Below are 22,121 nucleotides of genomic sequence, written 5' to 3' on the forward strand. Positions count from 1 at the left end.
CACCATGTCTGTCTCTACTACTGCCCCCTGTGACGAGCTCCTGCTCACCAGGGAAACGCCAGTACAACGTCGCCGAGTACGCGCCGCCTGGCTATTTCTGACACCGATGCTGCTGTGTCTGGCCCTGGTGGCAGCCTGGCCGCTGCTCCGAACATTCTGGTTCAGCCTGACCGACGCCAACCTGGCGGACACCAGCGGCGGATCCTTCGTAGGCTTAAGCAATTATCTGTTCCACAACGGTTCCACTTGGTCGGGCATCCTGGTCGATCCTCAATGGTGGAACGCGGTGCGCAACACCTTGCATTTCACCGTGGTCTCGGTGGGACTGGAAGTCGTGCTGGGGCTGCTGGTGGCGTTGCTGCTGAACATCAAGTTCACCGGCCGTTCCCTCGTACGTGCGTTGATTCTGATTCCCTGGGCGATTCCGACCATTGTCTCGGCAAAGATCTGGTCATGGATGCTTAACGACCAGTTCGGCATCATCAATCACCTGATGCTGAGCCTCGGCCTGATTGACGCGCCCCTGGCCTGGACGGCCGATGCGGACCTGTCGATGTGGGCGGTGATCATCGTCGACGTCTGGAAGACCGTCCCTTTTGTCACGCTGCTGATGTTGGCGGCCTTGCAGATGTTGCCGAGCGATTGCTACGAGGCCGCCAGGGTCGATGGCATTCATCCGCTGAGGGTGTTCTGGCGTGTCACGCTTCCCCTGCTGATGCCCGCCTTGTTGGTGGCGGCGATCTTCCGCATCCTCGACTCGCTGCGGGTATTCGACGTGATCTATGTGCTGACCTCGAACTCGTCGAGCACCATGAGCATGTCGGTGTATGCCCGCCAGCACCTGGTGGAGTTCCAGGACGTCGGTTACGGCAGCGCGGCCTCGACGCTGCTGTTTCTGGTGGTTGCGGTCATCGCCCTGCTTTATCTCTACCTCGGACGCCGTCAATTGGAGGTCCGGTCATGAGCCCGCGCCTACTGAAAAAAACGTTGTTGCGCCTCGGGTTCTGGTGCCTGATCGGGGTGTTGCTGCTGTATGCGGTCTTCCCTTTCTACTATGCCATCGTGACTTCGCTAAAACCGTCCAGCGCCTTGTTCGAGGTGAGCTACTGGATCGATAACCCCGATTTCTCCAATTACGCGGCGGTACTCCACCAAGCCTCATTCCTGCGGGCCATCGGTAACTCGCTGGTGGTTGCGCTGTGTGTGGTGACGCTGGCGCTGTTCCTCAGCCTGACCGCCGCCTATGCCTTGGGCCGGGTGAAGTTCCGTGGGCGTGGCACGGTGTTGATGCTGGTTCTTGGTGTGTCGATGTTTCCCCAGGTCGCGGTGCTGTCGGGGCTGTTCGAAGTGATCCGCGCGCTGGGCCTGTACAACACGTCCTGGGCGTTGATCCTGAGCTACACGATTTTCACCCTGCCATTCACCGTCTGGGTGCTGACCACGTTCATGGGGCAACTGCCCCATGAACTGGAAGAAGCGGCAATCATGGATGGCGCTTCACCCTGGGTCACGCTGACCCGCGTGCTGTTGCCGCTGCTCTGGCCCGCGCTGGTCACCACGGGCTTATTGGCCTTCATCGCCGCGTGGAACGAGTTCCTGTTTGCCCTGACCTTCACCCTCACTGACACGCAACGCACGGTGCCGGTCGCCATCGCCCTGATTTCCGGTGGCAGCCCTCATGAGCTGCCTTGGGGGTTGTTGATGGCTGCATCGGTGCTGGTCACCGTCCCACTGGTGATTCTGGTGCTGATTTTCCAGCGCCGAATCGTTTCCGGTCTCACTGCCGGCGCGTTAAAGGGTTGATGCCCAACAAAGACAAGGAACAGCATCGTGATCAAATTGAAACTGGACAACGTGAACAAACAATTGGGCGGCGCGCGGATTCTTCGCGACGTCAGCCTGGAAATCGCGGCGGGTGAATTCGTGGTGTTCGTCGGCCCTTCGGGCTGCGGCAAGTCGACCCTGCTGCGCCTGATCGCCGGACTGGATTCGATCTGCGGCGGCGACCTGCTGATCGACGGGCGACGGGTCAACGACCTGGAGCCGCGCGAGCGTGGCGTCGGCATGGTGTTTCAGTCTTATGCGCTATACCCGCACATGAGCGTCTACGACAACATCAGCTTTGGTCTCAAACTGGCCAAGACTGAAAAGAGCAGCCTGCGTGAGCGCGTGCTGAAAACAGCGCAAATCCTGCAATTGGACAAACTGCTGCAACGCAAGCCAAAAGAACTGTCTGGAGGCCAGCGTCAACGTGTGGCAATGGGCAGAGCCATGGCGCGTGAGCCGGACATTTTGTTGTTCGATGAGCCGCTCTCCAATCTGGATGCATCCTTGCGGGTGCAGATGCGCAACGAAATCGCCCGGCTGCATGATCGACTGGGCTCGACCATGATCTACGTCACTCACGATCAAGTGGAAGCGATGACCCTGGCCGACAAAATTGTCGTGCTCAATGGCGGTCACGTAGAACAGGTCGGCTCACCGCGCGAACTCTATGAGCGTCCGGCGAGCCGCTTTGTCGCCGGTTTTCTCGGTTCGCCCAGAATGAACTTTCTGGCGGCACGCCTGCATGCCCCGGGTGAAACCAGCCTGGTCGAATCTCCCGTCCTGGGTATGACCTCCCTGCCCTTCGACAGCTCGAACCTGGCGGCGGACGCCCCACTGAGCCTGGGGATTCGCCCGGAACACATGTCGCTCAAGGCGGCGCAGGGAACTGCCGGCGTCGTCGTGACCGGGGTCGAATACCTGGGCAGTGAAACCTATGTGCACCTGGATACAGGTCAGGACGAGCCACTGATCTGTCGCTGTGAGGTCAACGCCGGATGGCAGGCGGGCGATCGGGTCGAACTGCAACTGGACGTCGACAACCTGCACCTGTTCGACGCCGACGGCACGGCCTTCAAGCGCCACCCACACGCCATTGAAACCCTGCCGGATGGCGTCCCTCTACGCTCGGCACGAGCAGGCGCCCTATGACTGTGTCTTTGAATTCCATGAGTGTTCCAATGTCCACTGCCCTTGAGATTGCGCAGCATGCGCTCAGTGATGGCCTGTCTCGTGTCATCCACGATTATCGACCCGATTATCATCTTGCCCCCCCCGTGGGCTGGATGAACGACCCCAACGGGGTCGTGTACTTTCGTGGCGAATACCATGTGTTCTATCAACACCACCCTTTCGAAGCGAAATGGGGCCCGATGTATTGGGGGCATGCCAAAAGTTCCGATCTGGTCCATTGGCAACATTTGCCCATTGCGCTGGCGCCCGGCGACGACTTCGACCGTGACGGTTGTTTTTCCGGTAGCGCGGTGGTGTGTGGCGATACCCTGGCACTGATCTATACCGGGCACACCTGGCTGGGAGAAGTGGGTGACGAACGCTCGATCCGCCAAGTCCAGTGCCTGGCCACCAGCACCGACGGCATCCGGTTCGTCAAGCATGGCGCCGTCATCGAGAACGCGCCGCAAGACACGATCATGCACTTTCGTGACCCCAAGGTATGGCAGGAGGATGACTATTGGTACCTGATTGCCGGCGCGCGTCTGGCTGATAAACCGCTACTGCCGCTATACCGTTCCACGGATCTGCATGCCTGGGAGTTCCTCAATTATGTGTCCAGCGGCAGTGAGGGCGATGGCTATATGTGGGAGTGCCCGGATCTGTTCCGATTGAACGGGCGCGATGTGCTGCTCTACTCCCCTCAGGGCATGCAACCCGAGCGTTACGAACGGCTCAACAAGTACCAGACCGGTTATCGAGTGGGCCGACTCGACAGCAAATGGCACTTCAACGGCGGGCCTTTTATCGAGTTGGATAACGGCCACGATTTCTATGCCGCGCAAACGCTACTGGCCGCCGATGGTCGGCGTCTTGTGTGGGCGTGGCTCGACATGTGGGAAAGCCCGATGCCGAGCCAGGCCCATCACTGGTGCGGCATGCTCGGGTTGCCGCGCGAACTTGAACTGCACGCCGATCGGCTTTGCGTGTATCCAGCTCGGGAGCTCGCCGCCTTACGCAAGGAGCCAATACCGGGCACGTCCTGGTGGGATGGGGCGGGAGCCCGATGGGTGCGGGAAGTGAATGGCGACAGGCTCGAAATCCATGTGCATCTGGATTTGCTCGACTGCACCGACGGCCACCTGGGAATCGCCTTGCGTTGCAGCGATGATGGCCAGGAAGAAACCCTGCTCTATTACGATGCATCACTGCAGCGTCTGGTGCTTGACCGCAACCGCTCGGGTGCACAAGTCACCGGTCAGCGCAGCGTGGCGATAGACCCGACACAAGAGCGACTGGAACTGCGTGTGTTTCTCGATCGCTCGTCCATCGAGGTGTTCGACGCGAACGGGCGCTTCAGCCTCAGCAGTCGCTTCTATCCGCGGCCCGACAGTCTGGGCGTGAAGCTGTTTACCAGCGGAAGTGGCGGGCGTGTCTCGATTCCCAAGGCATGGCCTCTCGGCTCTGGATGGCTATGAGCCGCGTCATTCGAGTCGCGAGAAGCCCGGGCCCTGTGTCATGATTCTGCGTCAACCTGACCGGTCTCATCTCGCATGACTTCAGTGAAAGATGTTGCACAGCTGGCCGGCGTGTCCCTGATGACGGTTTCTCGAGCGCTCAATAATCCGGAAAAACTGAGTCCCGAAACCCTTCAGCGGGTGCGTCGCGCCATTGATGAACTGCAATTCGTACCGAGCCTGTCGGCGCGCAAGATGCGCGGCGACAACCTCCAGTCGCGAACCATCGGAGTGTTCGCGCTAGACACCGCGACCACTCCGTTCGCGGTCGAACTGTTGCTGTCCATCGAACAGACCGCACAGCAAGCCGGCTGGAATGTCTTCATCCTCAACCTGTTGAGCAATCCGCCCACCGACCAGAACATCGACCTGATGTTGTCGCACCGTCCCGACGGGTTGATCTTCAGCGCCATGGGGTTTCGCCAGGTGAGCATTCCCGAGCGCTTGAAGAGCAAACCCCTGGTCCTCGCCAATTGCCTGGCCGATGACAGTCACCTGGTCAGTTATGTGCCGGACGACGAATCGGGGCAGTATCGCGCCGTACATCACGCGTTGAGCCAAGGCTATCGACGCCCTCTGTGCATCAATCTGCCCAAACAGAGCCTGGCCTGGGGCCTGCGACAAAAAGGCCTGCAGCGTGCCTGTCAGGCATTCGGCCTGGCGCCTGACGCACTGCTGCAATACGACCTTTCCGATCATGATGCCTATGGTGAAACCGCAGCCATCCTCGACCGGCACATCATCGAAGGTCGTCCCCAGTTCGATGTTCTGATCTGTGGCAACGACCGCATTGCCTTTTGTGCCTATCAGCTGTTGTTGGGCCGTGGCCTGAAAATTCCCGACGATGTCGCCGTGCTCGGCTACGACAACATGATCGGTATTGCTGAGCTGTTCATCCCGCCGCTGACCACGGTGCAACTACCGTACTACGAGATCGGTCGCAAGGCTGCCCGGCACCTGATCGAGACCCTCGACGTATCGGGAGCCCAGCCCGTTGATTGTCCATTGGTGGTTAGGGCATCGCTATAAGATTCAGTTAATTCGGTGATAGCGCGCCCGCTTGCTTTCGATTTGCCACTAGCCTGTCACCGACCTACTGGGCAGATCAATCGAGGCTCAAATGGCCTTGTAGTTTATTTTTGAAGCTTGAGCTCCGGGGTCGTTTTCACTAAAGAAATCGAAAAGCGCTTCGCCACATACCAGATACATAGTCGTTTGCTTCTTAAAGGTTCGCGCGCCTTCGCTAGCATCGAAGGACGCTATAGATCTCAGAAATCACCTGCATCGTTGCGTCTTCGATCGTTCCTTCATTACGGCATAAAACCCAGCCGTGATCTGCAGTCGCTTGCTCGAACGCCTTGGTACAAGCGACATGTTCTTCCAGCTTATGGATCACGGTACTGCTCAGCCCACGCCGTCGTGCCGCTGCCCTCGCCCATGAAATTTCAGGGGCGGTGACAACCCCGACATGCAGGTCGGGCACTCGCACGTTTCGATCAATGTTCAACTGTAGAATCTCTGCAAACGGGACTATCCGGCGAAACGCGGCATCAGACGGGTACCAGCGATCGATCAAGATGATGCTGCCTGGTGGCTGTTTAGCCAGCACGTGCCGGGAAATCCAGGTACGGCTATCAGCAAAGCGCTCACAAACCTCCAACTCCAAATCGCGGGTGGGATTTCTGACGAATTTGTTCACGAGGGTCATTGTTTCACCCCTATAGGGATCGCTTTTTTTCTCGCAAAGTCGAATCACTTTTTTGTTGCCTGCCCTCAGTACTTTCGTGACGGCCTCCAACAGTGTGGTTTTGCCGGCTCCCTTGGGCCCATCCAGAGAAACAAACAGCGGACGATTCATTTTTCACATAACGATTGATATACGGTTTTTTTGCCCTGTTCGTTCGCTGGAACCCTTTGGCGCAACTACGCGAATCGAGTGGAGGGTCCCTTATGAACAGAGATTGATGAACACTCTAACCCGGTTTCGGGCTAACGGGTCTCAAAACCCAGGGTTACAGCCGCTTATGAACATCGGTCATCGCCCATAAGCTAAATCATGTATGTAGCAGTAGCCCACTCTTAACGATCATCGGTGGAATTCGCGGATGGGCAATTCCATCCCCAAAAACCGCAGTTGACGCTCAAACATCAATGTCATGGGTTGTGACGCGTTTCTGTCGACCCGAAGACGTAGAGCCCACTTGAATCGCCCAGGATCCTCCAGGCACCTCCCACCCAGCTTTGCGCCAACTCCTTGGCTGGTCCACTGCAACCTCGCTACCCGAGCGAGCGTCAACAAAACGTTATTTTTTCGAAACATCTCATAACCGCTAATCAGTTGGTTCTGTTTTCTTGACGCTTCCCCGATATGCGGTCGCAACTTTTGCGCTCCGTTGGGTCATAAAGCCTTAGCTGTCGATTGAATATTGGCACTACCGAGGTTTTCGCCTGATACGGAGATAAACTCATGATTTTCAATGTACAAAATTTTGGCGCCAAAGGAGATGGCATCACTGACGACACGGCGGCGATACAAAATGCAATTAATGCGGCGGCCGCTGCAGGCGGGGGGCAGGTGTACATGCCGACCGGAACTTATATCGTTTCGGGAGGTGAGGAACCCTCCGACGGCTGCCTGATGCTCAAGAGCAACGTCTACCTGTACGGCGACGGCATGGGCGCAACCACCGTCAAGGTGGCTGACGGCTCCGACACCAAGATCACCGGAGTCATCCGCTCCGCCTACGGCGAGCAAACCCACGACTTTGGCGTGAGCAACCTCACCATCGACGGCAACCGTGACAACACCACGGGCAAGATCGACGGTTGGTTCAACGGCTACATTCCAGGCGAAGCGGGCTACGACTCCAACGTCACCCTCGACAGCGTCGAGATCAAGGATTGCTCCGGGTACGGTTTCGACCCCCACGAGCAGACCGTCAACATGGTCATCAAGAACAGCGTGTCCCACGGCAACGGCCTGGACGGTTTCGTTGCCGACTTCCTCAGCGACAGCACTTTCGAAAACAACGTCGCGTACGACAACGACCGGCACGGTTTCAACATCGTTACCAGCACCCACGACTTCACGCTCACCAATAACGTTGCCTACAACAACGGCGGCACTGGCATCGTGGTGCAGCGCGGCAGCGAGGACATCCCCTCCCCCAGCAACATCACCATCACCGGTGGCGAGGTGTACGGCAACGGCGCCGAAGGGGTGCTGATCAAGCTGTCCAGCGAGGTGACCGTCAGCGGCGTCGACATTCACGACAACGCCAGCGCCGGTGTGCGCATCTACGGCAGCAACCACGTCGAGATCATCGACAACACGCTCAACAACAATTCCCTGGGCAGCCCCGTCCCGGAGATCATCATCCAGTCCTACGACGACACCCTGGGCGTGTCCGGCAAGTACTTCAACGGCAGCGATAACACCATCCAGGGCAACCTCATCAGCGGCAGCGACCTGTCGACCTACGGCGTCGCGGAGCGCAATGAAGACGGCACTGATCGCAACGCCATTATTGGCAACACCATCAGTCACACCAGCAGCGGCGCCACGCTGATCTATGGCGACGGCAGCTACGTCAGCGCCACGGTGCCGATGACCATCGTGCAAGGTACGGCCGGCAACGACACCCTGCTGGGCAGCGCCGACAGCGAGATTTTCTACGGCGTTGCCGGCAACGACACCCTCAATGGCGGAGCCGGTGGCGATATTCTGGTGGGGGGTGCAGGCATCGACAAACTCACCGGCGGTACCGGCGCCGATACGTTCCGTTTCACCACTCAGTCCGACAGTTACCGCAACGCAACCACAAGCTTCGATGACACCATCACCGACTTCGACGTCACCCAGGACAAGATCGATCTCGCCGGCCTCGGCTTCACAGGACTGGGCAATGGCCGTGGCGGCACCCTGCAGGTCAGCTACAGCGCCAGCAGCGACCGCACCTACATCAAGGACTATGATGCCGATGCCAGCGGCAATCGCTTCGAACTGATTCTCTCGGGCAACCTCACCGGCACCCTGACCGCCAGCCACTTCATCTTCAATCGTGTGATCACCGGCACCGGCGCCAGCGACTCGCTGCTGGGCAGCGATTCGGCCGACACCCTGCTCGGCCTGGCGGGTAACGACAGCCTCAGTGGCGGCGCGGGCGACGACAGGCTCGACGGCGGCGCGGGTATGGACACCCTCACCGGAGGTGCCGGAGCGGACGTCTTTGTGTTCTCCAGTCGCCTGGACAGTTACCGCAACTACAACACCGGCGGTGCCAACCTTGGCGACCTGATCACCGATTTCGATATCACCGCCGACAAGATCGACCTCTCGGCCATGGGGTTCACCGGCCTGGGGGATGGCAAGAACAATACCGTGTACCTGGCACTCAACAGTACCGGTACCAAGACTTACATCAAGTCCCTGGCCGCCGACGCCGATGGCAACCGTTTCGAAGTGGCGCTGGACGGCAACTACCTCGACAAGCTGACCAGCGCCAACTTCGTCTTCGCCACGTCGGCACCGACCAACCAGGCACCGGTGCTGGCCAATCCGCTGCTGGATCAGAGCGCGACCGAAAACACCCCGTTCAGTTACGTGGTGCCAGCGACCAGCTTCACCGATCCGGACAATGACAGCCTCGGCTACACCGCCAAACTGGCCGATGGCAGCGCCCTGCCCGGCTGGCTGGTCTTCAATGCCGCCAACCTGACCTTCACCGGCACGCCGCCCAGCACCGCGTCCGGTAGTTACAACGTGCTGGTCAAGGCCACGGACCCGGCCGGAGCATCGGTCAGTGATAGCTTCACCCTTGTCGTGGCCGATGTACCCGCCAATACCATCACCGGCACCAACAACGCCGAAACCCTCAACGGCACGGCGGGTGCGGACCTGATCCTCGGCCTCGGTGGCAACGACACGATCAAGGCTGGCACCGGCGCGGACATCGTCGACGGTGGCGCCGGACGCGACTCGCTGTACGGCGGCGACGGTGCCGACACCTTCCGCTACAGCAACGTGCTCGACAGCTACCGTGACTACGACACCGGCGGTGTCTCGGCCACCGACACGATTTATGACTTCACCGCGGGCGTCGACAAGATCGATGTTTCAGGCCTGGGTATTATCGGCCTCGGCGATGGCAACAATGGCACGTTGTACATCACCCTCAACGCGGCCGGCGACAAGACCTACATCAAGTCCGCCGAAGCGGATGCCGATGGCAATCGTTTTGAAATCGCCCTCAACGGCAACTACATCAACACCCTGACCGCCAGCGACTTTGTGTTCGGCGAGAGCCCCCGGCAGGACATTCTCTACCTGCCCACCCTCGGCCAATCCAATGCGCGCCTGCTGCGCATGACCGAGGACGACGGTCAGTCCGGCACCTCGATGCTGGTCAACGACCTGGACCGCTACACCCCCTATGATGTGCGCAGCCAATTCACCGACGCCGATGGCAACGGCATCGACATCGCAGTGGGGGGCAGCACGGTCACCGGCCTGTCGACACTCAGCGCCGGGGAGCTCGAGTTGTGCTGGTGGCTGACCGACACCAACCAGCCCGGCGCGGCGTTATTGCGCGCCGTAACGCTGCTGCGAGGCCAGCTCAGCGAACTGCAATCGATCAATAACGTCACCATGGGCATCATTTGGGGCCAGGGCGAGGAAGCCGCCCAGGAGATCGGCCGCGCCACGGACAAAGCTGCAGCAGCAGCGGCGTACAAGGCCGCGACCCTGCAGGTGTTTGATTACCTGCATGCCCAGTTCGGCAACTTCAGCGTGTACTTGATGGAAACCGGTCACTACGACCAGGACGCGGCGCGGGCCCGTGGTTATTCAGAGGAAAAAATTGCCTCCATCGTCGAGGGGGCTGGTTATGTCCGCGCCGCCCAGGAAGCCATCGCCGCCGAGCGCGTCGACGTCAAGCTGGCGGTGGACTACACCGACCTCCCCTTGCGCCACGAAGTCGATCCGCTGACGTATCCCGACGACGTCTGGCACCTGCACGAGGAGTCGGCGGAGATCGTCGGCCAGCGTTTGGCCGACTACATTGCCGGTGACCTTGGCTTGCAGGGCAACCCCAACGACAACAACAGCGTGCAGGACATTTTCGACAACGCCCGGAACATGATTTCCGGTACCGACCAGGCCGATACCCTGGCGGGCAGTTCGGGCAACGACACACTGGATGGATCCCTTGGCGCCGACACCCTGACCGGTGGCAATGGCAACGATATCTATGTGGTCGACAACGCGTTGGACCGCGTGGTGGAAACCAGCACCTCGATCTCGCAGATCGATACGGTGCAGGCCTCGGTCAGCTGGACTCTGGGCGCCAATCTGGAAAACCTGGTGCTCAGCGGCGTGTCGGACATCAACGGCACCGGCAATGAACGGCACAACTTCATCACCGGCAATGCCGCCAATAACCTGCTCGACGGTGCCGCCGGAGCCGACAGCATGAGTGGCGGCGATGGCAACGACACCTACTATGTCGACAACGCCGATGACGCCGTGATCGAGACCAACAGCAATGCAGTGTCTGGAGGGAGCGACCGTGTGCACAGCGACTTGGCAGCCTATACCCTCGGCGACAACATCGAGCATCTGTATATCGATAGCACTGGCGCCGCCAATGGCACGGGCAACGCGCTGAACAACACGCTGTTCGCCGGAGCCGGTAACAACGTGCTGGACGGGCGCGATGGCACTGACACGGTGTCTTATGCGCGCGCCCTGTCCGGCGTTAACGTAAACCTCTCGACCTCGGCGCAACAAAACACCGCGGGCTCCGGGCTCGACACCTTGAAGTTCTGCGAAAACCTGACGGGAAGCGCCTACGCCGACAGTCTGTCGGGCAACAGCGCCGCGAACGTTCTGAACGGTGGTGCGGGCAACGATACGCTGGTGGGCGGTTCGGGCGATGACCGACTGATCGGCGGTGCAGGCACCGACAACCTCACCGGTGGCACTGGCGCGGATACCTTCGCGTTCAGTGCGCTGTCGGACATGGGCGTCGGGGCTTTGCGCGATGTGATCAACGGTTTCAAGAGCACCGAGGGTGATCATCTGGATTTCACCGGCCTGGACGCCAAGCCGTTGACCACCGCTGTCGACGCCTTCACCTTCATTGGCAGCAACGCTTTCGACCCGGCCAACGCCACCGGCCAACTACGCTTTGCCGATGGCGTTCTCCAGGGCAGTGTCAACGCCGACGCCACCCCGGAATTCGAAATCCAACTGGTGGGCGTCCAGGAGCTGCACGCCAGCGATTTCACAGGCTTGGGTTGAGCGCACACCCTGCGGGAGCGGGCTCGTCCTGATCGGTCAGTCAAGGGGGATACTGAACCTGTGGCGAGGGAGCTTGCTCGCGCGCCACACGGGGTCCATCTTGAACCTGGTTGCAACCCTGCGGCTCAAAGGTACCCGCGGATCATCAGCTTCCAAGAAAGACAAAGCCTGGCCAACCTCAAGTGCTGTGCACAGCCAAACAAGCGCCTGAACCGGATTTTTTCGTCTAACGTCATTGGATGCGTTTGCATGACCCACTTCCTCTGAAAAATGGAGTTCGACGATGAAAACAATCGCTTCCTGGCTGACGTTAGCGCTTTTTGGACTGGTGCTTGGCGGCTGTGCCGCGGTGGGTGCCGGGAGCGGAGGCGCTGGCGAGACGGAGATTCGCTCGGGGAAAATCGAGGAGATTACACAGACCCAGATGCAGACCAATCACGACAGCGGTGTCGGTGCCATATTGGGTGGTATCGGCGGTCTGGGCCTGGGCAGCCTGATCGGCGGGGGCACCGGCCGGGATGTGGCGATGGTCGCCGGTGCCCTCGCGGGCGCGGCAGGCGGCAACTACATCGAAAAGAAAAAATATGATCAGCCCGTGGACGCACAGCAGATCATCGTCCGCACCCAAAGCGGCGTACTGGTTCAGGTGACCCAGTCGATCAATCCGGTGCTGAGAAAAGGCATGAACGTGTATGTCGAGGGTGCCGGAAACGAAGCGCGGGTGGTGCCACAAAGCTAGCGGCAGCTACTGGACGTTGCGCAGCGGACAAGCTGCGCAACATCACCATGCCGAGCAAGTTCGGTTGACACTCAATGACTCATGCACAACCTCAGGCCAGTTGTTGGCTACCCATGGATCCATACCTCTGACACACTTAGACTTTGAGTCTTTCGCCCTCCTCGCCGATTGTTGAACGGGTTTCATGACTGAGCATGCCCAGTACCATCACGTCTCCGAAGTACCAGGCCTGGTGCTGGGGTCCGCACGTTTTGCGGATGTCGGTTTCGATCGTCATTACCACCTCGATTTGCACATTGGTTTTGTCACCGAGGGCATCCAGCGCCATCGATCCAAAGGCGAGTCGTTTCTTTTAGGACCAGGAGGTGTTGCCCTGATGCCGCCGGGTGAAATTCACGATGGCGTGTCCGAGGGCGGCGGCGCTTATACGCTCAAGACATTCCGCCTGTCCCAGGCGCTGGTCGCGAGCCTGGCCGAGGAAATCAGCGGTCATCCGAAAGAGCTTGAATTGGCCGGTGTATTGCTCGAAGACCCGGGGCTTGAAGGCAACCTGCGCGGTTTGCACGAAGCGATGCAGCAGTGCGTTGGCCCCGGCAGCCTCGCGGTGCAGACGCAATGGTTCACCCTGCTGGAACAGTTGTTGAGCCAGTCACGGGCGATCAAGCCCGAAACGATTACCGGCACCCTGTCGCCTCTGCAATGGTCTCGCGTCAGGGACTATTGTTTCAGTCACATCGATCAGCGAATCACCCTTGATGATCTCGCAGGCCTGTGCGGATTGGGCCGTTTCCCGTTTCTCAAGCAGTTCAAGCGCACGGTCGGCATGACGCCCCACGCGTGGCTGCTTCGCCTGCGTCTCGAACGGGCCTGTGGTCTGCTCTCTCGCAGCGCGCAACCCATCGTCGAGGTCGCCCACGCCGTCGGCTTCTACGATCAAAGCCATTTCAACCGCGCCTTTCGGCAGGCATTCGGCGTCGCGCCATCGCGCTACAGGACTTAGGCCTTCAGCTGTCAATTTTTTACAAGCGCAACAACCTTCCCTCTCCATAGGATGCGCCAATCCGGGCGAAACACCTTCGCCTGCGCAGCCGAGAACTGGATGATGAACGGTGAAACAAACAGATCGCCCGCGCTGGGTTTTTCAAGTGACAACATCGCCGGTGCTTCGCCGGAGGTGGTACAAGCCCTGGTCAAACACAGCACGGGCCAGGCGAGTCCCTATGGCACCGACGAGTTGACGGCGCAGGTCCAGCGCAAGTTCTGTGAAATCTTCGAACGCAACGTGGAGGTCTTTCTCGTGCCCACCGGCACCGCCGCCAACGCGCTTTGCCTGAGCGCGATGACGCCACCCTGGGGCAACATCTACTGCCATCCGGCCAGCCATATCAACAACGATGAATGCGGCGCGCCGGAGTTCTTTTCCAACGGCGCGAAGCTGATGACCGTCGACGGCCCGGCGGCCAAGCTGGATATCGTCCGACTGCGCGAGCGCACCCGCGACAAAGTCGGCGACGTGCACACGACCCAGCCCGCTTGCGTCAGCATCACCCAGGCCACCGAAGTCGGCAGCCTCTACACCCTGGACGAAATCGCAGCCATTGGTGACGTCTGCAAGTCCTCTTCCCTGGGATTGCATATGGATGGGTCGCGCTTTGCCAACGCCCTGGTGTCGCTTGGCTGCTCCCCGGCCGAGATGACGTGGAAGGCCGGCGTGGATGCCCTGTCGTTCGGTGCCACCAAGAACGGCGCGCTGGCGGCGGAAGCCATCGTGCTGTTCAACACCTCCCTCGCCACCGAGATGAGTTACCGGCGCAAGCGCGCAGGCCATCTCTCTTCCAAGATGCGTTTTCTGTCGGCGCAGATCGATGCGTACCTGACCGACGATCTCTGGCTGCACAACGCACGCAAGGCCAACGCTGCCGCCCAGCGCCTGGCCCAGGGACTTGCTGGCCTGAGCGGGGTTGAGGTGCTCGGCGGCACCGAGGCGAACATCCTGTTCTGTCGGCTGGACTCGGCAATGATCGATGCCCTGCTAAAGGCCGGGTTCGGGTTCTACCATGATCGCTGGGGACCGAATGTCGTTCGCTTCGTCACCTCGTTCGCCACCACCGCCGAGGATGTCGATCACCTGTTGAACCAGGTGAGGCGTGCTGTAGATCGGGATCGCGAGTAACACTCGTCACCCAACACAGGGATTTGATGGTGTGCCGAGGCCGTTGCGTAGACTTCGGCGCCCAGGTACTTGGCAATCTGCACGGCCATGCTGCCCACGCCACCGGCCGCGGCATGGATCAACACTTTCTGGCGACGTTGCACGCCAGCGTGCTCGGTCAGCGCCTGCCAGGCCGTCAGGGCCGTTGCCGGGACAGCGCCGGCCTGCAAGACACTGATCGATTTTGGATTGAGCGCCAGTTTGGAAACCTGGGCAACGGCTTTGGTCGCGTAACCGCCGACGATGTCGATGAAGCCGAAACATTTGCGCTGCGAGGGCGCGGGCCCTGCGCAGCGCGGACGTATCAACGACGGCGAGCGTCGAGGCTGAAGCGACCGGCACCGGAGGCCACGACCTGCAACAGGCCACCGGCCATGGCGATGTTCTTGAAGAAGTGGATGAACTGGTTCTGATCGCCCAGTGCGTTATGGAACGCCAGCGCGGTAAACACGCTGAACACGGCCAGTACGGCGGCGACGGTACGGGTACGGTAACCGGCGATCAGTGCCAGGCCACCGCCGATCTCCGCAATGATCGCCACCGCCAGTGCCAATTGTGGAAACGGAAGGCCGACCGAACCGATGTAGCCGACCATCATTGCCGGAGCGGCGAGTTTCGAAAAACCGGAAAGGATGAAGATTACGCTGAGCAGTACGCGGCCGATCAACGAAGCTGAGGCTTGGGCCACATCAGAACGGCTCTGTTCAGAAGTGGTTGTTTGAGCGATGTTTGCAGAAGTCGTCATGGGGCAATTCCTTCGGTTGGGTGCGATTCGACTTGAACCGCCCGGGTGAAGAAATGTTGCCCTGCATCAGCTAACCTGAATAGCTGACTAATTTAGATCATTAGATTCTATAAATTAGAAAAGCCAGCCCACATATCCGGTAAAGGAGTTAAATCGTGCAATTTGCTCAGGGACATCTGGTTCGAGGAAACAGGCATGATCTCTGACCCGGGAACACCGACACTGGACCAACTGCGGGTGTTCCTGACGGTCGTGGAAGTCGGCAGTTTTGCGGCGGCCGCCAGAAAACTGCATCGCGCCACGTCGGTCGTCAGCTACTCGATCGCCAATCTTGAAATGCAGCTCGGGGTGTCGTTGTTCGATCGCCAGACGACCCGCAAACCCCAGCTCACCGATGCCGGCCGCACGGTGTTGGCCGAAGCCAGGACCATCGCTAACGGTGTTCATGGATTACGCGCCAAAGTGAAGGGCCTGCTCCAGGGGCTTGAAGCCGAAGTGCACGTGGTGCTCGATGTCATGCTGCCCCCCGAGCGCGTGGTGGACGCACTCAAATCCTTTCGCGAAGAGTTCCCGACGGTTGCCCTGCACTTGCACATGGAAGCCCTCGGTGCCGTCACTGAGCTGGTGATCAACCGAGGTGCGATCATCGGCGTCAGCGGCCCCATGAACGAGGGCATCGACGGCATCGAAAGAATAGGCGTCGGCAGTGTCGAGTTGATTCCCGTGGCGGCGCCGAATCATCCGCTGGCTTCAAGCGACGCGAACGTTCCGGGCGCCGGGCGAGAGCACACACAACTGGTGCTGTCCGATCGTTCGGTCCTGACCAGGGGCAAGGATTTCGCGGTGCTCAGTAACCGCACCTGGCGCCTGGCGGACCTGGGCGCCAAACACATGTTGCTGCGTGAGGGCATCGGCTGGGGGAACATGCCCGCGCCAATGGTCCGGGAAGATCTGGAAAGCGGCCGACTCGTGCAACTGAACATACCGGAATACAAAAGCGGGATTTACGCCTTCGACATCATTTACCGCACAGATCTGCCGCCGGGGCCGGCGGCGAGGTGGTTGATCGACCGCTTCGTTCAACAATGCCCGGTGCAGGAGACATCCCCTTGATGTCTGGAACCACAGTGCCGCTCGAGCCGCCCACAATGAAACCACGATTGGTGGCGCTGCTCGACTGATTCGCCTTCAACCGTTCGATTCAAGACTCGTCGGCAACCACCCTCACTCGGTGGCAGTCGGACGGTCCAAGTTTCTGACCGCTCGCGGAGCGTACTTCAATCGGCATCAGGGACTGGCCGAACTCATTGTCCAGCAATACCGAGCGCGTTTCTTCCCGCGCGAACATAAACCGTTCGCCCCACTGCCTCATACTGACCACCACCGGAAAGATCTCCCGTCCTTTCTCCGTAAGGACGTATTCCTTGTAGGCACTGCCATCCGACGCAGGCTGAACGTCGAACACACCGGCCTCAACCAACGTCTTCAGGCGCGATGCCAGAATGTTTTTGGCCACCCCCAGGCTTTTTTGAAATTCGCTGAATCGGCGAATGCCGTCGAACGCGTCGCGAATGATCAGCAGCGACCAACGATCCCCAATGGCTTCCAGTGTTCGTGCTACCGGGCATTCGCTGCCTTGCGGTGAAGGGTCTGCGACCATGGTGTTTACCTTTTTGGATAAGGACGGCCAGTTCAGTCGTCTGGTCTTGAGCAATGTGGTTGCAATATGAAACCTGATTCGATAACAATTGAATCAAGTTGCTAATTGAAACCAGTTTAGCGCCACGGAGGCTCACATGAAAGCAGGTACCGATTCAGCCACCCATCCTTTCGCCGCGCAGGCTTCGGGGCTTTCTGCGCAACTCACGTTTGTGTTTTCTGTCACCTGCGCGCTCGCCGTCGCCAACGTCTACTTCGCACAACCCTTGCTCGATTCAATGGCCCGGAGCCTGGATGTGGCCCCCTCAATGATCGGGTTTGTGGTGACGGCGACTCAAGTCGGTTACGCGCTGGGGTTACTGTTCATCGTCCCTTTGGGCGACTTGTTGAACCGTAAAGGGCTGATTCTGACGCAAATGCTGCTGTCTGCGATTGCACTGGCGGGAGTCGGCGCCGCACAGCAATGGCTGACCCTGTTGGGGGCCATGATCGCCGTGGGTTTGCTGGCAGTGATGGTTCAAGTGCTGGTGGCCTGCACCGCCGCGCTGGCAACGCCGGCACAACGTGGCCAGGCCGTGGGGACCGTGACCAGTGGCATTGTCCTGGGCATTCTTCTGGCGCGGTTCACCTCCGGGCTGATCGCCGATCTGGCAGGCTGGCGCGCCGTGTATTTCGTTTCCTCGGGATTGATGCTGACCCTTGCGGCGGTGTTCTGGAAAGTCTTGCCTCGCGCAGCAACGCCACGCAGTCGATACACTTACCCGGCACTCATCCGCTCGCTCTTCACGCTGTTCATGACCGAACCGGTGTTGCGAATCAGGGGGCTGTTGGCCTTGCTGATCTTTGCCGCGTTTTCCGTACTATGGACATCCATGGTGCTGCCGTTGAGCGCCCCTCCGTTGTCGCTATCACACACGGTCATCGGCCTGTTTGGCCTGGCGGGCGTCGCCGGTGCCCTGGCTGCCAGAAGATCCGGACGCTGGGCCGACCAGGGTCTGGGGCAACGGGTCACCGGCATTTCGCTGGTGATACTGACGCTGTCCTGGCTACCCATCGCCTTTGCGCAGTCTTCGCTGATCGCGCTGGTTTGCGGGGTGATTCTGCTCGACTTCGCGGTGCAAGCCGTACACGTCACCAACCAGAGCCTGATTTTCGCGACACGGCCCGACGCCCAAAGTCGCATGGTCGGCGCCTACATGTGCTTTTACTCGGTGGGCAGCGCACTGGGTGCTGCTGCCGCGACGCAGGTGTATGCGCTATGGGGCTGGACTGCCGTTTGCCTGCTGGGAGCCTCGATCAGTGCGACGGCCCTGATCTTGAGTACGCTGGCCTTCAGTAAACCCCCGCCCGCACCGAGCGCCTGACCTCAGCCTGTATGGCATAAGCCGGCGCCTCTACCGCATTGAAATCCTGCGTATACCGCTGGGCAAATCCCGACACCCCCCAATCCTGATACTGCTGCACATGTTTGAGTTCGTGAGCCCAGAGCTCGATGTCCTGTTCTGCGGATTGAGCGTCCCGGAACAGGATGATATCGATCAGCGTCACGGCACCGACATCGGGGTTTTGCAGCATGGCAGTGGCGGCGTTGAATTGGCCGTTGTCGCTTATTCTGTAGCGCGCGGTATCGAGGACGCCGGGCTCGTACCAATGCAGCAACTGCTCGCGGATGCGCGGTGGAATGGCTTGGGTGCCGGCGTTCGCAGCTTCAGCACGGGCCTGGGTCAGCCACAATGCCAGGGCAGGCGCCGCGATCTGGTAGATGCCATCAGGCACCACGTCTGGCAGGCAAATGCAGCCATCCAGGCACACTTGTTTCTCGCCAGCCGGGCAGGCATTGGTCTGGGCTGTCACATCAAGCGCCAGGCAAAGAATCAGCAGCGCCCCCAGGCGCGTGATGATGGGCGGCATTGGACTCTCCAGGTAGCGGACAGTGGTGACCTCTAGCGACCGAGCAGTGGACTGGTCAAGAGCGCCTTCAAGCTCATCGGCTTGGCAAAATGATAACCCTGGGCCTGCCCTGCCCCCATTTCACGCAGCAACTCCAGCGTCGCTTGATCTTCGACACCTTCGGCCACCACGCTCAGGTCCAGCGATTCGGCCATCCGCACAATGGCCCGGACAATCGCACGACTGCGGGGGCTGGTGGTCAGTTCGAAGATGAACGACTTGTCGATTTTCAAGCCGCTGAAACGGTATTGATGCACATAGCTCAGGGATGAAAACCCTGCACCGAAGTCATCGAGCACCACTGACATGCCGTTGTCGGCCAGTTGTTGCATGGTCTGTCGGGCAATCGCCGGTTCGGCGACCAGTGCCCCTTCGGTCAACTCCAGGCAGATTCGCGATGGCGAAACCCGGTGCTGCGCCAACAGTGCAAGCACCTCACCGGCGAATTCGGGGCGAGTCATGCTGTAGCTGGAGCAATTGACGTGCACCGGCGGCCAGTCGGCGTGTTCGGGCTGTGCGAGGATCGCGGCAATGCTGGCGAGCATGTACAGGTCCAGTCGACCGATCAGGCGCAACCCCTCGACATCCGGCAGGAACTCGCCCGGTGCGATCACCCGGCCGCCCGGCTGGTGCCAGCGGATCAGCGCTTCAAGGGCCAAGAGTTCACCGGTTTCGATGCTGACGATCGGCTGGAAATACGGCAGCAGTTCGTCGGTGCGTTTGAGCGCGTTGCGCAAGGCGCCTTCTCGCTCTACCTGGTCCGAGACTTCACGGCGCACTTCCTGGTTGAACACGGCGTAGCTGTCGCGCCCGGCACTCTTGACCCGGTACATCGCCGCATCGGCATCGCGCAGCAAGTCGGCGGGCTCGTGATGGAACTGACTGTCGGCGCTGACGATACCGATACTGCAGGACGAAAAAACTTCATGGCCATTGATGAAAAACGGCAGGTCGAATGCCACCAGGATCCGTTCGGCGATTTCAATCACCACCTCCAGCGATGCCTCGGGAGCCATCACCGAAAACTCGTCGCCCCCCAGGCGCGCCAGCATGTCGGTGTCGCGCAGGCAACCGCGTAAGCGGTGGGCGGCCTGCATCAACAGCAGATCACCAAAATGGTGGCCGAGGCTGTCGTTGACCATCTTGAAGCGGTCGAGGTCGATGAACATCACCGCCAGGTGCCCGCCTTCGCTGCCGAACCGTGACCAGGCCAGGTTGAGGCGCTGCTGCAGATAGGTGCGATTGGGTAGCCCGGTCAGCGCATCGTGGGAGTTTTCGTGCTGTAGCTTGGCATTGGCGTGATCGAGTTCGCGGGTGCGGCTCTGCACCCTGGCTTCGAGCTTGAGGTTGGCGGCATGAATCGCTTCGGCGGCCGTGCGTCGCGACAACGCTGTGTCGATGTGCCGCGACACGAAGGTCAGCAGTTCCTGGTCGCGCAGGGTATAGCGCACCTGCGAGGTATAGCTTTGCACCGCCAGCACACCACGCACCACGTCGCCTTCGAACAAGGGGATGCCCAGCCAGGAGAAGGAGCGCACGGACTCATGGGCAATTTCGATTTCACCCTGCGCGGACAATCGTTCTGCCTCGCCGACATCTATCAGGCACGGGCGGCGCTGACGGATGACGTACTCGGTCAAGCCCCGGCGGCCTCGGCGTGCCGCCGGGCAAGTGGTCTGGCGTTCATCCACGTAATAGGGAAACGTCACTTCGCCGGTCCCGTCGTCAAACAGGGCAATGTAGAAGTTCTGCGCGAACAGCAGATCACCGACGATGCCATGCAGGGTCTGGAACAACTCGGCCATGTCACCCGGCTGGCTCGACAGTTCTGCAATCTGGAACAGCGCGCCTTGCAGATGTTCGGCACGCTCCCGGTCTGTGACTTCCTGGCGCAATGCGTCATTGACTGCCGAAAGCTCCAGGGTGCGACGTAACACCGTTTCTTCCAGGTCCTCCCGGTGCAGAATCCGGTCCAGCGCCATGGCCACGTGGCGTGCGACCACCAGGAACAGCGCGCGGTCTTCGGCGCTGTAGATGCGAGAAACGTCGTAGACCTGCATCGCCAGCATGCCAAACACCTCGTCCGAGGCATTTTTCAACGGCGCGCCCATCCAGAACTCGGGACGATCACCCACGCAGTGGAAACGGTTCTCGGCCTGGGCCGCAAGAATCCCGGCGGCATCGATCAGCAACGGCTGGCCCGTGGTCAACACCTGGCCGGTCAGCGACAGGCGCGAAGGGTCAAGGTATTCGTAGTTTTCGGATTCCAGGGCATCAACGTCGATGATGTCGACGTAATACGGGTAGTCGATCTTGCCAGTGTGCGGGTTATACAAGGCGAGATAGAAGTTCTCGGCGTCGATCAGGCTGGCCAGCAGCCGGTGAGCCCCCACCAGGAACTCTGAGCGGTCACGGGTCGAACTGGCCAGGTAGGTAATTTCATACAGCACACGCTGAGTGATCTGCGCACGGGCCAGGGTATTGGTCTGTAGCTCGATGCCCAGGCGCAGGGCAAGTTCAGCAAGTGCCGGTTGCGTCGCATCGTCGACGGGTGCGAGCAGCCAACCCAGCTCACTTTCGCCCCTGCCGGTGGGCCAGCGGTGCAGGTTCGAAGCCAGGCAAAAGGCTTCGAACTCGTCATTCGCAACACTCGAAGGCCACGGTACCCGTGGGTCGCCCTGACCAACCCGAAGCATCTGTTCACCGGCACGGTAAAACACCCACGCGGTGGTATGGTCCCAGTTGCGCGCCGAATCCAGCAGTTGTTCGATCCTGTCGTCGTTGCCGGCGCAAGCCATACCGACAGTATCCGGGTTCCCTGGAGGGTGAAATGCGGCAACTGCGTCATTGCTCGATTGCCGCGGGGGGCCGGTCAACGTACGAAAACTCATCAGCGCTCCCTGAGCCAAAACTGCTGAAACTCACTGGCTGATTGCATTCAATGTGCCATTTGACTTTCCGTTTAAAGCTTATGGCGGTTTTTTTCAATGAATTTGTTCAAT

The 22,121-nt window shown here is 59.9% G+C and carries 16 protein-coding genes and 1 pseudogene; 11 read left to right on the forward strand and 6 right to left on the reverse strand.

Features of this window, described 5'->3' with window-relative positions:
• The first annotated feature begins 4 nt into the window (after positions 1-4).
• The 5 genes from ACMDB8_RS13545 (at position 5) to ACMDB8_RS13565 (ending at position 5,543) form a co-directional block, all read left to right on the forward strand.
• Positions 5-964, forward strand: coding sequence for a carbohydrate ABC transporter permease (locus ACMDB8_RS13545; RefSeq protein ID WP_223541190.1), 960 nt, complete (start codon positions 5-7; stop codon positions 962-964).
• On the forward strand, positions 961-1,803 hold the full coding sequence (locus tag ACMDB8_RS13550) for a carbohydrate ABC transporter permease (protein WP_409079237.1): 843 nt from the start codon (positions 961-963) through the stop codon (positions 1,801-1,803). The genes ACMDB8_RS13545 and ACMDB8_RS13550 overlap by 4 nt, the downstream gene beginning before the upstream one ends.
• A gap of 27 nt (positions 1,804-1,830) precedes the next feature.
• Complete coding sequence (locus tag ACMDB8_RS13555) at positions 1,831-2,976, forward strand: ABC transporter ATP-binding protein (protein WP_409079236.1); 1,146 nt, start codon at positions 1,831-1,833, stop codon at positions 2,974-2,976.
• Complete coding sequence (locus ACMDB8_RS13560; RefSeq protein ID WP_409079235.1) at positions 2,973-4,475, forward strand: glycoside hydrolase family 32 protein; 1,503 nt, start codon at positions 2,973-2,975, stop codon at positions 4,473-4,475. The genes ACMDB8_RS13555 and ACMDB8_RS13560 overlap by 4 nt, the downstream gene beginning before the upstream one ends.
• A 75-nt stretch (positions 4,476-4,550) precedes the next feature.
• The gene (locus ACMDB8_RS13565) at positions 4,551-5,543 is read left to right on the forward strand and encodes a LacI family DNA-binding transcriptional regulator (protein ID WP_223541187.1); all 993 of its coding nucleotides are present in this window, start codon (positions 4,551-4,553) and stop codon (positions 5,541-5,543) included.
• A gap of 214 nt (positions 5,544-5,757) precedes the next feature.
• On the opposite strand, the gene ACMDB8_RS13570 is transcribed toward ACMDB8_RS13565, so the two are convergent.
• Positions 5,758-6,372, reverse strand: a complete 615-nt coding sequence (locus ACMDB8_RS13570; RefSeq protein WP_409079234.1) for a dTMP kinase — start codon at positions 6,370-6,372, stop codon at positions 5,758-5,760.
• 609 nt (positions 6,373-6,981) lie between these two features.
• Here ACMDB8_RS13570 and ACMDB8_RS13575 point away from each other — a divergent pair.
• From ACMDB8_RS13575 to ACMDB8_RS13590, 4 genes are all read left to right on the forward strand, one after another.
• Positions 6,982-11,814: a M10 family metallopeptidase C-terminal domain-containing protein gene (locus ACMDB8_RS13575; RefSeq protein WP_409079233.1), complete on the forward strand. Its 4,833-nt coding sequence runs from the start codon at positions 6,982-6,984 to the stop codon at positions 11,812-11,814.
• Between the two features lie 283 nt (positions 11,815-12,097).
• Positions 12,098-12,553 carry a glycine zipper 2TM domain-containing protein gene (locus ACMDB8_RS13580; protein ID WP_056724912.1) on the forward strand — a complete coding sequence of 152 codons (456 nt, stop codon included), beginning with the start codon at positions 12,098-12,100 and terminating at the stop codon, positions 12,551-12,553.
• Between the two features lie 184 nt (positions 12,554-12,737).
• Positions 12,738-13,553, forward strand: coding sequence for an AraC family transcriptional regulator (locus ACMDB8_RS13585; RefSeq protein WP_056724914.1), 816 nt, complete (start codon positions 12,738-12,740; stop codon positions 13,551-13,553).
• A gap of 102 nt (positions 13,554-13,655) precedes the next feature.
• Positions 13,656-14,726: a threonine aldolase family protein gene (locus ACMDB8_RS13590; protein ID WP_409079232.1), complete on the forward strand. Its 1,071-nt coding sequence runs from the start codon at positions 13,656-13,658 to the stop codon at positions 14,724-14,726.
• Between the two features lie 26 nt (positions 14,727-14,752).
• Here ACMDB8_RS13590 and ACMDB8_RS13595 read toward each other — a convergent pair.
• Both ACMDB8_RS13595 and ACMDB8_RS13600 read right to left on the reverse strand, forming a co-directional pair.
• Positions 14,753-15,025, reverse strand: a pseudogene (locus ACMDB8_RS13595) (NADP-dependent oxidoreductase); the annotation flags it as partial.
• Positions 15,026-15,069: 44 nt separating this feature from the next.
• Positions 15,070-15,510: a DoxX family protein gene (locus ACMDB8_RS13600; protein ID WP_409079231.1), complete on the reverse strand. Its 441-nt coding sequence runs from the start codon at positions 15,508-15,510 to the stop codon at positions 15,070-15,072.
• Positions 15,511-15,705: 195 nt separating this feature from the next.
• On the opposite strand from ACMDB8_RS13600, the gene ACMDB8_RS13605 reads away from it, so the two are divergent.
• Positions 15,706-16,623: a LysR family transcriptional regulator gene (locus ACMDB8_RS13605; protein WP_056724920.1), complete on the forward strand. Its 918-nt coding sequence runs from the start codon at positions 15,706-15,708 to the stop codon at positions 16,621-16,623.
• An 88-nt stretch (positions 16,624-16,711) separates the two neighbouring features.
• Here ACMDB8_RS13605 and ACMDB8_RS13610 read toward each other — a convergent pair whose 3' ends face one another.
• A complete protein-coding gene (locus ACMDB8_RS13610) occupies positions 16,712-17,170 on the reverse strand; it encodes a winged helix-turn-helix transcriptional regulator (RefSeq protein WP_223541183.1) in 459 nt (152 codons plus the stop codon).
• Positions 17,171-17,306: 136 nt separating this feature from the next.
• Here ACMDB8_RS13610 and ACMDB8_RS13615 point away from each other — a divergent pair, with 136 nt between their 5' ends.
• Positions 17,307-18,533 carry an MFS transporter gene (locus tag ACMDB8_RS13615; protein ID WP_223541182.1) on the forward strand — a complete coding sequence of 409 codons (1,227 nt, stop codon included), beginning with the start codon at positions 17,307-17,309 and terminating at the stop codon, positions 18,531-18,533.
• Here the strand turns inward: ACMDB8_RS13615 and ACMDB8_RS13620 are convergent.
• Positions 18,502-19,080, reverse strand: coding sequence for an eCIS core domain-containing protein (locus ACMDB8_RS13620; RefSeq protein ID WP_223541181.1), 579 nt, complete (start codon positions 19,078-19,080; stop codon positions 18,502-18,504). The two genes, ACMDB8_RS13615 and ACMDB8_RS13620, sit on opposite strands and share 32 nt — an antisense overlap.
• A gap of 32 nt (positions 19,081-19,112) precedes the next feature.
• The gene (locus tag ACMDB8_RS13625; protein WP_223541180.1) at positions 19,113-22,010 is read right to left on the reverse strand and encodes a sensor domain-containing phosphodiesterase; all 2,898 of its coding nucleotides are present in this window, start codon (positions 22,008-22,010) and stop codon (positions 19,113-19,115) included.
• Between the last annotated feature and the right edge of the window lie 111 nt (positions 22,011-22,121).

Source organism: Pseudomonas monachiensis, assembly GCF_047345015.1.
Classification (GTDB): Bacteria; Pseudomonadota; Gammaproteobacteria; order Pseudomonadales; family Pseudomonadaceae; genus Aquipseudomonas; species Aquipseudomonas monachiensis.

Excerpts from the sequence above, each read along its gene's own strand:
- ACMDB8_RS13570 (WP_409079234.1), bottom strand. The coding sequence starts at position 6,372 with ATGAATCGTCCGCTGTTTGTTTCTCTGGATGGGCCCAAGGGAGCCGGC.
- ACMDB8_RS13565 (WP_223541187.1), top strand. The coding sequence starts at position 4,551 with ATGACTTCAGTGAAAGATGTTGCACAGCTGGCCGGCGTGTCCCTGATG.
- ACMDB8_RS13575 (WP_409079233.1), top strand. The coding sequence starts at position 6,982 with ATGATTTTCAATGTACAAAATTTTGGCGCCAAAGGAGATGGCATCACT.
- ACMDB8_RS13560 (WP_409079235.1), top strand. The coding sequence starts at position 2,973 with ATGACTGTGTCTTTGAATTCCATGAGTGTTCCAATGTCCACTGCCCTT.
- ACMDB8_RS13610 (WP_223541183.1), bottom strand. The coding sequence starts at position 17,170 with ATGGTCGCAGACCCTTCACCGCAAGGCAGCGAATGCCCGGTAGCACGA.
- ACMDB8_RS13605 (WP_056724920.1), top strand. The coding sequence starts at position 15,706 with ATGATCTCTGACCCGGGAACACCGACACTGGACCAACTGCGGGTGTTC.
- ACMDB8_RS13600 (WP_409079231.1), bottom strand. The coding sequence starts at position 15,510 with ATGACGACTTCTGCAAACATCGCTCAAACAACCACTTCTGAACAGAGC.
- ACMDB8_RS13625 (WP_223541180.1), bottom strand. The coding sequence starts at position 22,010 with ATGAGTTTTCGTACGTTGACCGGCCCCCCGCGGCAATCGAGCAATGAC.
- ACMDB8_RS13620 (WP_223541181.1), bottom strand. The coding sequence starts at position 19,080 with ATGCCGCCCATCATCACGCGCCTGGGGGCGCTGCTGATTCTTTGCCTG.
- ACMDB8_RS13585 (WP_056724914.1), top strand. The coding sequence starts at position 12,738 with ATGACTGAGCATGCCCAGTACCATCACGTCTCCGAAGTACCAGGCCTG.
- ACMDB8_RS13615 (WP_223541182.1), top strand. The coding sequence starts at position 17,307 with ATGAAAGCAGGTACCGATTCAGCCACCCATCCTTTCGCCGCGCAGGCT.
- ACMDB8_RS13580 (WP_056724912.1), top strand. The coding sequence starts at position 12,098 with ATGAAAACAATCGCTTCCTGGCTGACGTTAGCGCTTTTTGGACTGGTG.
- ACMDB8_RS13545 (WP_223541190.1), top strand. The coding sequence starts at position 5 with ATGTCTGTCTCTACTACTGCCCCCTGTGACGAGCTCCTGCTCACCAGG.
- ACMDB8_RS13550 (WP_409079237.1), top strand. The coding sequence starts at position 961 with ATGAGCCCGCGCCTACTGAAAAAAACGTTGTTGCGCCTCGGGTTCTGG.
- ACMDB8_RS13590 (WP_409079232.1), top strand. The coding sequence starts at position 13,656 with ATGAACGGTGAAACAAACAGATCGCCCGCGCTGGGTTTTTCAAGTGAC.